Raw genomic sequence first — 7766 nt, 5'->3', positions numbered from 1 at the left:
GAGCGGCGGCGCGGAGCGGCGGCGGAAGGCGGCGCGGGCTACGCCTCCGCGCGGTCGGCGCGGTCGGCGCGGTCGGTACGGTCGGCACCGGAGTCCCGCCCGGCGCGCTCGAGTAAAGGGGTGACCCGGTAGGGGATGAGCTCGCCCATCGCGAGCGACGTTTCGGTGCGTTCGACACCGTCGCAGGCGAGGATGGTTCCGTCGATCCGAAACAGGTCGTCGGCATCCGTGCAGACCACCCGCACCAGGAGGTCGGTCGAACCGCTCATCCCGTGCGCCTGCACGATCTCGGGGATGCGGGTGAGCTCGGCGATGATCTGTGCGAGCCGTTTCTGCTGCACGTGCACCTCGATGAAGGCCGTCAACGGGTAGCCGAGGGCTGCCGGGTTGATCCGGCGGTCGAAGGCGAGGAACGCGTTGGATTCCTCGAGCCTGGCCATCCGTGCCTGCACGGTGTTCCGAGACAGCCGGAGTTGCTGCGCGAGGGCTACGAAGGTGCTGCGCGGATCGACGCACAGGGCGCGGAGCAGCTGCAGGTCGACTCTGTCCAGACTGTGCATAATGCACGAGATTAGCAGGCCGAATGGTCCCTGAATAGAGCAAAATGCGCAGTATTCACCGGCATGGTTGTGCTCAGTGCCGCATGACCGTACGCTCTCAACAACTTCGGCAACGACGCTGGGAGCACCTCACCATGTCAGAATCTTTCCCGGGGGAAATCCCCGCCAATCTCTTACAACTCGTGTCACCCGACGGTGAGCGGATGGCTTCGGAAACGGCCGATCCTTGGCTCGACGATGTCTTGGCGGCAGACCTGGTCGGCCTCTACCAGGACATGGTCGTGGTGCGGCGGATCGACACCGAGGCCACGGCGCTGCAGCGCCAGGGCGAGCTCGGTCTCTGGCCGCCGCTGCTCGGCCAGGAGGCCGCCCAGGTGGGTTCGGCCAGGGCCCTCCGCACGGACGACTTCGTCTTCACCAGCTACCGCGAGAACGCGGTGGCCTGGTGCCGCGGGGTCGGCCTGACGGACATCGTGCGGGTGTGGCGCGGCAACGCGCAATCGGGCTGGGACCCCTACTCCGTCGGTATGGCGACGCCGGCGATCATCATCGGCGCCCAGACCCTGCACGCCACGGGCTGGGCCCTCGGCGCCCAGCACGACGGCACCGACTCGGTGGCGGTGGCCTACTTCGGCGACGGCGCCACCAGCGAGGGCGACGTCAGCGAGGCTCTCGTCTTCGCCGCCAGCTTTCAGGCGCCGGTGATCTTCTTCTGCCAGAACAACCAGTGGGCGATCTCCGAACCGGTCGGCCTGCAGTCCCGGGCAAACCTGGTCGACCGCGCACTCGGCTTCGGCATCCCCGGCATCCGGGTCGACGGGAACGACGTGCTTGCCGTGCTCGCGGCCACCAGGATGGCGCTCCACCGCGCCCGCACCGGCGGCGGACCCACTTTCATCGAAGCGGTCACCTACCGGATGGGCCCGCACACCACGGCCGACGATCCCACCCGCTACCGGCCCGCCGCCGAGTTGGAGCAGTGGAAGGCGAAAGACCCGATCCTGCGTCTGGAACGTCTACTCGACTCGCTCGGGCTGCTCAGCATCGAGCTCACCGAGCAGACCAGGGGGCTCGCGGATGCCGCGGCCGCCGAACTGCGGGCCGGCTGCATCGGCCTGCCGGATCCCGAGCCGCTCACGGTCTTCGACCACGTCTTCGCCACCCCGAACGCCACCCTCGACCGCCAGCGCGCCGAGTACACCGACTATCTCGCAAGTTTCGATTCCACCGGAGGGAAGGCCTGATGACGATGACGACCATGATGAGGCCGACGGCATCCGCCCTGCTGGGCACGACAACCGACGGCGGGGCCGCCCCGCGCCCCGGGGAGTCCCTGCCGGGTGCCCCGCTCCGCACCCCCGTGCCGCTGGCCGCCGCGACCACGCTGACCATGGCCAAGGCGATCAATGCCGGGCTGCGCCAGGCCATGCTCGACGACCCGAAGGTGGTGCTGCTCGGCGAGGACATCGGACTGCTCGGCGGCGTCTTCCGAGTGACCAGCGACCTGCTCGCCGAGTTCGGGGCCCGCCGGGTGATCGACACCCCGCTGGCCGAGTCCGCGATCATCGGCACCGCGGTCGGCCTGGCCTACCGCGGCTACCGCCCGGTCTGTGAGATCCAGTTCGACGGTTTCATCTTCCCCGGCTTCGACCAGATTGTCAGCCAGGTGGCCAAGCTGCACTACCGCAGCCAGGGCCGGGTGAGCATGCCGATCACCATCCGGGTGCCGTTCGGCGGAGGAATCGGCGCGGCGGAGCACCACTCGGAATCGCCGGAGGCCTACTTCACCCACACCTCCGGACTGCGCGTGATCGCGGTCTCCAACCCGCAGGACGCCTACGGCCTCATCCGCCAGGCGATCGCCTCGGACGACCCGGTGCTCTACTTCGAACCCAAGCGCCGCTACCACGTCAAGGGCGAGGTCTCGCCAGAGCTCGGCGCCCCGATGGAGCGCGCACAGGTGGTGGCCGCCGGCACCGACGTCACCCTCCTCTGCTACGGGGCCCTGGTGACTACCGCGAGGGATGTCGCGCTCGCCGCCTCCGACGACGGCGTCTCGATCGAGGTCATCGACCTGCGCTCGCTCTCCCCGGTGGACTACGAGACCATCGAGGCATCCGTGCGGAAGACCGGCCGGCTCGTGATCACCCATGAGGCCGCGCGTTCCGGAGGGCTGGGCGGGGAGATCGCGGCGGTCGTCACCGAGCGTTGCTTCGACTACCTCGAGGCCGCACCGGTGCGGGTCACCGGCTTCGACATCCCCTATCCGCCGGCGAAACTGGAGAGCCACCACCTGCCCGACCTCGACCGGATCCTCGACGGCGTCGACCGCGCACTGGGGCGTCGGCGATGATCAAAGTGTTCCGGCTCCCCGACCTCGGCGAGGGGCTGACCGAGTCGGAGATCGTGGCCTGGCGGGTCTCGCCGGGCGACACCGTCGAGCTGAACCAGCTCATCGCCGACGTCGAGACCGCCAAGGCCGTCGTCGAACTTCCGTCGCCCTTCGCCGGCGTCGTCACGCAACTTCACCAGCAGCCGGGAACGGTCGTGCACGTCGGCGAGCCGATCGTCTCATTCGAGGTGGCCGGCGCCGAGGTGGCCGCCACCGCGGTGGCCGGCCCGGCGGTTGCCCCGGCTCCGGCGGAACCGGCCGAGGAGCGGGAGGCCGTGCTCGTCGGCTACGGCGCCGCACCCGAACGATCGGGCCGACCGCACCGCCGCGCCCGAACCGGAGCGCCCGATGCTGTGGCGCCTGCCACTGTGGCACCCGTTGTGGCGCCTGCCACTGTGGCACCTGCCACTGTGGCGCCGGAGGCGGAGGCGGAGCCGGCCGCGAGCCGGCCGCGATCGACCCCGCCGGTGCGCGCCCTCGCCCGGGTGCTCGGCGTCGACCTCTCCCAGCTCACCGGCACCGGCCCGACCGGCCTGATCACCAGGGAGGACGTGCGCGCCCAGCTCGCCCGGCCCGCCGCCGAGGAGCTCGCCGAGCCCGTGGTAGACGCCACGACCCTGGCACCCGGCCCGGGACGCCGGGAGGAGACCCGGAGCCCCATCCGGAGCGTGCGCAAGCACACCGCGGCGGCCATGGTGCGCAGCGCCTTCACCGCGCCGCACGTCACTGAGTTCCTCACGATCGACGTCACCCCGACCATGGAGCTGATCGAATCGCTCAGGACGAACCGGGCCTTCCAGGGGGTGCGCATCGGCATCCTCGCTGTCGTGGCGAAGGCGCTCTGCCTCGCCGTCGCCCGCAACCCGGACGTGAACACGCGGTGGGACGAGACGGCCGGGGAGATCGTGCAGTTCCATTACGTCAACCTCGGCATCGCGGCGGCGACCCCGCGCGGGCTGCTCGTGCCGAACATCCCCGACGCCGACCGGCTCGGCCTCGCCGAACTCGCTGCGGCGCTCGCCGGACTCACCGAGGCGGCCAGGGCCGGCAGCACCAGCGCGGCCTCGCTCCGCGGCGGTACGATCTCGATCACCAACGTCGGCGTTTTCGGCATCGACGCCGGAACGCCGATCCTCAACCCGGGCGAGGCCGCCATCCTGGCCGTTGGCGGCATTCGGCGTCTGCCTTGGGAGCACCGCGGCGAGATCGCCTTGCGCCAGGTGATGACCCTCAGCCTCTCCTTCGACCACCGGCTGGTCGATGGCGAGCAGGGGGCCAGGTTCCTGGTCGACATCGGCGCCATCCTGGCCGACCCGGCCATGGTCCTGACCATGGTTTAGCCGCGCCCGCGCCGGGGACCGCAACAGGTGCCGGGATAGGTTCCACGACAGGTTGACCGGTCAACGGTGACGGAGCAGAGTGGGGTCATGAGCCCAGCGAACAGCACCCTCACCCCCGTCCAGACCGAGTCCGTGCTGGCCGGTGGTGCCTTCGTGCACCTGGACGGCACCCTGCACGGCGCGTTCACGACGGCCGACTTCGCCTCGGCCGCCCGCTTGGTCGCCGCGATTGCCGAGGCGGCGGATGCGGCCAACCACCACCCGGACGTGAGCCTTGGCTACGGCACCGTCGGCATCCGGCTTCGCTCCCACGACGCCGGAGGGGTGACCGAGCGAGACCTCGCCCTGGCCCTGCGCTGCCAGGAGCTCGCCGACGCCGAGGGCGCCGAACGCGCCCGGCCGGCCCCGGCCCGCTACGACGTGGCGATCGATAGCACCGACGCCGACGCGATCCGCCCGTTCTGGCAGGTCGGTCTCGGCTACGTCGAACTGGACACCAGGGACGGTATCGAGCTCGTCGACCCTCGCGGCCAAGGCCCGAAGGTCTGGTTTCAGCACATGGAGATCGCCCGCACCGACCGCAACCGGATCCATCTCGATGTGTACCTGCCCACCAGCGACGCCGAGGAGCGCGTGCAGGCCATCGTCCTGGCCGGCGGCCTGCTGCTCACCGACGAGCACGCCCCTGACTGGTGGGTGCTGGCGGACGTCGACGGCAACGAGCTCTGCGTCTGCACCACCGCTTACTGAGTCGCGGGCGCGCTCTCGACACCCCGCAACGATCACATTGTCAGCGAACGACATTTCAGGATGGGAAAGTCCGACAGAACGAACGCGTTGCTCCAGGAGCAACGCGCTCCTGCTCCTCCTCGAGCAGGGATTCGACGAGACGACCGCGACGCAGATCGCGGCGGTTTCCGGCGTCTCGCCGATGAACTTCTTCCGCCACTGCGCAAGCAAGGAGGCGGCGGGGCTCGACGACCCCTACGACCGGGTCATCGCCGACCGCATCAGCACGACGGCGAGAATCCGCCAACGCAGTACCCAGGTCGGAGCATCATTTCCACGCGGGCACACCGAGGGCGGCGAGCGCCATCTCCTCCAGCACGGGCCGCACGGTGCGCGCCGAGGAGGCCTGCATGCTGTGGGGGGTGGAGTTGAGCAGTCCGAAGGTGGCCTGGGCCCTGGTCCGCAGCAGCTTCGCCTCGACCTCGGGGTGCACCTCCCCGAGCATCCGCACCCACAGCTCCACGTAGGCCCGCTGCAGGGCGCGCACCTCGTGCCGCTCTGCCTCGGCGAGGCTGTCGAGGTCCCGGTCCTGCACCCGGATGACGTCGGGGTTGGCCAGGGCGAAGGCCAGGTGGAAGCGCACGAGCGAGCGGAGCGCCGCCGCGGCATCCGGCGCCGTCGCCACGACCGTGCGACCGCCCGCGACGAGGTCGGCGCTCACTCCGACCAGGAGCGCGGCGAGCACGGCCTGCTTGCCGCTGAAATGCCGGTAGACGGCCGGGCCGCTCACGCCGACGGACGCGCCCAGGTCCTCGATCGACACGCCGTTGAAGCCCGACCGGGCGAAGAGCGCTGCCGCCGCCTCGAGCAGCGCCGCGCGCCGGTCGGCCTTCGCCCGGCTGCGCGTCGTCGGCGCGGGCGGCGTCGGCGTCGGAGTCGGTTCGGGCGGAGCGACGGGGGGGCCGGCAGCGGTCACGGACGGCTCCTTTCCGACAGGGTCTGGACTTCTCAGTTACGAACCGCTAACCTGAATTTTCGGTTAGGGATCACTAACTGTATCGGATGTCCGACGAACTGTCTCCTGGTCTGAATCACCGGGGGCCGCGCGGCGGGCATGCACGAACGGGAAGCTGTCGATGGAGACACTCGCGAGTCGGATCGACCCGACCAGCCCGGCATTCGCCGAGAACGACGCGGCCCAGCGCGCCCTGGTCACCGACCTGAGGCGGCGGCTCGCCGTCGCGGCCCTCGGCGGTCCGGAGGCGTCCCGGCAACGCCATGTCGCCCGCGGCAAGCTGCTGCCCCGCGAACGCATCGACACCCTCCTCGACCCCGGCAGCCCGTTCCTCGAGATCGCCCCGCTCGCCGCGAACGGGCTCTACCAGGATGCCAGCCCCGGCGCCGGGATCATCGCGGGCATCGGCCTCGTGCACGGACGCCCGGTCCTCGTCATCTCCAACGACGCCACCGTCAAGGGTGGGACCTACTACCCAATGACGGTCAAGAAACACCTTCGCGCGCAGGAGATCGCCCTCGAGAACCGGCTGCCCTGCGTCTACCTCGTCGACTCGGGCGGAGCGTTCCTGCCGATGCAGGACGACGTCTTCCCCGACCGCGACCATTTCGGCCGCATCTTCTACAACCAGGCCCGGATGTCCGCCGCCAAGATCCCGCAGATCGCCTCGGTGATGGGCTCGTGCACCGCCGGGGGCGCCTACGTGCCGGCCATGAGCGACGAGACGGTCATCGTGCGCGAGCAGGGCACCATCTTCCTCGGCGGCCCCCCGTTGGTGAAGGCGGCGATCGGCGAGATCGTCACCGCGGAGGAGCTCGGCGGCGGCGAACTGCACGCGAAGACGTCCGGCGTCACCGACCACCTCGCCGAGAACGACCGGCACGCCCTGCAGATCGTGCGCGACATCGTCGGAACCCTGCCGCGACCTCTCGCCCCGGCCTGGACCGTGCGCGCCGTTGTCGCCCCCGTCGCCGACGAGTCGGAACTCTACGGCGCCGTTCCCGTCGACGTGCAGGGCCGCTACGACGTGCGCGAGGTGATCGCCCGGCTCGTCGACGGCAGCGAGTTCCACGAGTTCAAGAAGGAGTACGGCAGCACCCTGATCACCGGCTTCGCACACCTGCACGGCCACCCGGTCGGTATCGTCGCCAACAACGGGGTGCTGTTCTCCGAATCCGCGCAGAAGGGCGCCCACTTCATCGAACTCTGCGACCAGCGCGGCATCGCCCTGGTCTTTCTGCAGAACATCTCCGGCTTCATGGTCGGGCGGGACTACGAGGCCGGCGGCATCGCCAAGCACGGCGCCAAGATGGTCACCGCGGTCGCCACCGCCCGGGTGCCCAAGCTCACCGTCGTGATCGGCGGCTCCTTCGGCGCCGGCAACTACTCCATGTGCGGCCGAGCGTACTCGCCCAGATTCCTCTGGATGTGGCCCGGCAGCCGCATCTCCGTGATGGGCGGGCCGCAGGCGGCCTCAGTGCTCGCCACGGTGAAACGCGAACAGTTCGAGGGCGCGGGCGAGGAGTGGTCAGCGGAGGCGGAGGCCAGGTTCAAGGCGCCGATCACCGAGCAATACGACCATCAGGGGAGCCCGTACTATTCGACGGCCAGGCTCTGGGACGACGGCGTCATCGACCCCGCCGACACCCGGACGGTGCTGGGCCTCGCCCTCGGTATCGTCGCCGCCACCCCGCTACCCGAGACCGCCTTCGGTCTCTTCCGGATGTGAA

The 7766-nt window shown here is 70.2% G+C and carries 7 protein-coding genes; 5 read left to right on the top strand and 2 right to left on the bottom strand.

Translation table 11 applies throughout. From position 1 onward, the window contains the following. Positions 1-38: 38 nt before the first annotated feature. On the bottom strand, positions 39-560 hold the full coding sequence (locus E3O19_RS12575) for an Lrp/AsnC family transcriptional regulator (RefSeq protein ID WP_134568104.1): 522 nt from the start codon (positions 558-560) through the stop codon (positions 39-41). A 134-nt stretch (positions 561-694) separates the two neighbouring features. On the opposite strand from E3O19_RS12575, the gene pdhA reads away from it, so the two are divergent. The 4 genes from pdhA (at position 695) to E3O19_RS12555 (ending at position 5042) form a co-directional block, all read left to right on the top strand. Then, on the top strand, positions 695-1804 hold the full coding sequence (pdhA, locus tag E3O19_RS12570) for a pyruvate dehydrogenase (acetyl-transferring) E1 component subunit alpha (RefSeq protein ID WP_134568102.1): 1110 nt from the start codon (positions 695-697) through the stop codon (positions 1802-1804). Between the two features lie 146 nt (positions 1805-1950). Further along, a complete protein-coding gene (locus E3O19_RS12565; RefSeq protein WP_134568107.1) occupies positions 1951-2913 on the top strand; it encodes an alpha-ketoacid dehydrogenase subunit beta in 963 nt (320 codons plus the stop codon). Further along, entirely contained in the window at positions 2910-4292 is a 1383-nt protein-coding gene (locus E3O19_RS12560) for a dihydrolipoamide acetyltransferase family protein (RefSeq protein ID WP_134568100.1), read from the top strand. The genes E3O19_RS12565 and E3O19_RS12560 overlap by 4 nt, the downstream gene beginning before the upstream one ends. Before the next feature lie 87 nt (positions 4293-4379). Then, positions 4380-5042 carry a VOC family protein gene (locus tag E3O19_RS12555; protein ID WP_134568098.1) on the top strand — a complete coding sequence of 221 codons (663 nt, stop codon included), beginning with the start codon at positions 4380-4382 and terminating at the stop codon, positions 5040-5042. A 307-nt stretch (positions 5043-5349) separates the two neighbouring features. On the opposite strand, the gene E3O19_RS12550 is transcribed toward E3O19_RS12555, so the two are convergent. Then, entirely contained in the window at positions 5350-5997 is a 648-nt protein-coding gene (locus tag E3O19_RS12550) for an SACE_7040 family transcriptional regulator (protein WP_134568096.1), read from the bottom strand. A gap of 160 nt (positions 5998-6157) precedes the next feature. Here E3O19_RS12550 and E3O19_RS12545 point away from each other — a divergent pair, with 160 nt between their 5' ends. Continuing rightward, positions 6158-7765: a carboxyl transferase domain-containing protein gene (locus E3O19_RS12545; RefSeq protein ID WP_134568094.1), complete on the top strand. Its 1608-nt coding sequence runs from the start codon at positions 6158-6160 to the stop codon at positions 7763-7765. Position 7766: the final 1 nt, after the last annotated feature.

The sequence above is a fragment of the Cryobacterium algoritolerans genome, from assembly GCF_004402785.1.
Classification (GTDB): domain Bacteria; phylum Actinomycetota; class Actinomycetes; order Actinomycetales; family Microbacteriaceae; genus Cryobacterium; species Cryobacterium algoritolerans.
This window is presented reverse-complemented; position numbering and strand designations above follow the sequence as displayed.

Bases quoted from the DNA above. Each gene is read 5' to 3' on its own strand.
- pdhA (WP_134568102.1), top strand. From the start codon at position 695: ATGTCAGAATCTTTCCCGGGGGAAATCCCCGCCAATCTCTTACAACTC.
- E3O19_RS12560 (WP_134568100.1), top strand. From the start codon at position 2,910: ATGATCAAAGTGTTCCGGCTCCCCGACCTCGGCGAGGGGCTGACCGAG.
- E3O19_RS12545 (WP_134568094.1), top strand. From the start codon at position 6,158: ATGGAGACACTCGCGAGTCGGATCGACCCGACCAGCCCGGCATTCGCC.
- E3O19_RS12555 (WP_134568098.1), top strand. From the start codon at position 4,380: ATGAGCCCAGCGAACAGCACCCTCACCCCCGTCCAGACCGAGTCCGTG.
- E3O19_RS12575 (WP_134568104.1), bottom strand. From the start codon at position 560: ATGCACAGTCTGGACAGAGTCGACCTGCAGCTGCTCCGCGCCCTGTGC.
- E3O19_RS12565 (WP_134568107.1), top strand. From the start codon at position 1,951: ATGGCCAAGGCGATCAATGCCGGGCTGCGCCAGGCCATGCTCGACGAC.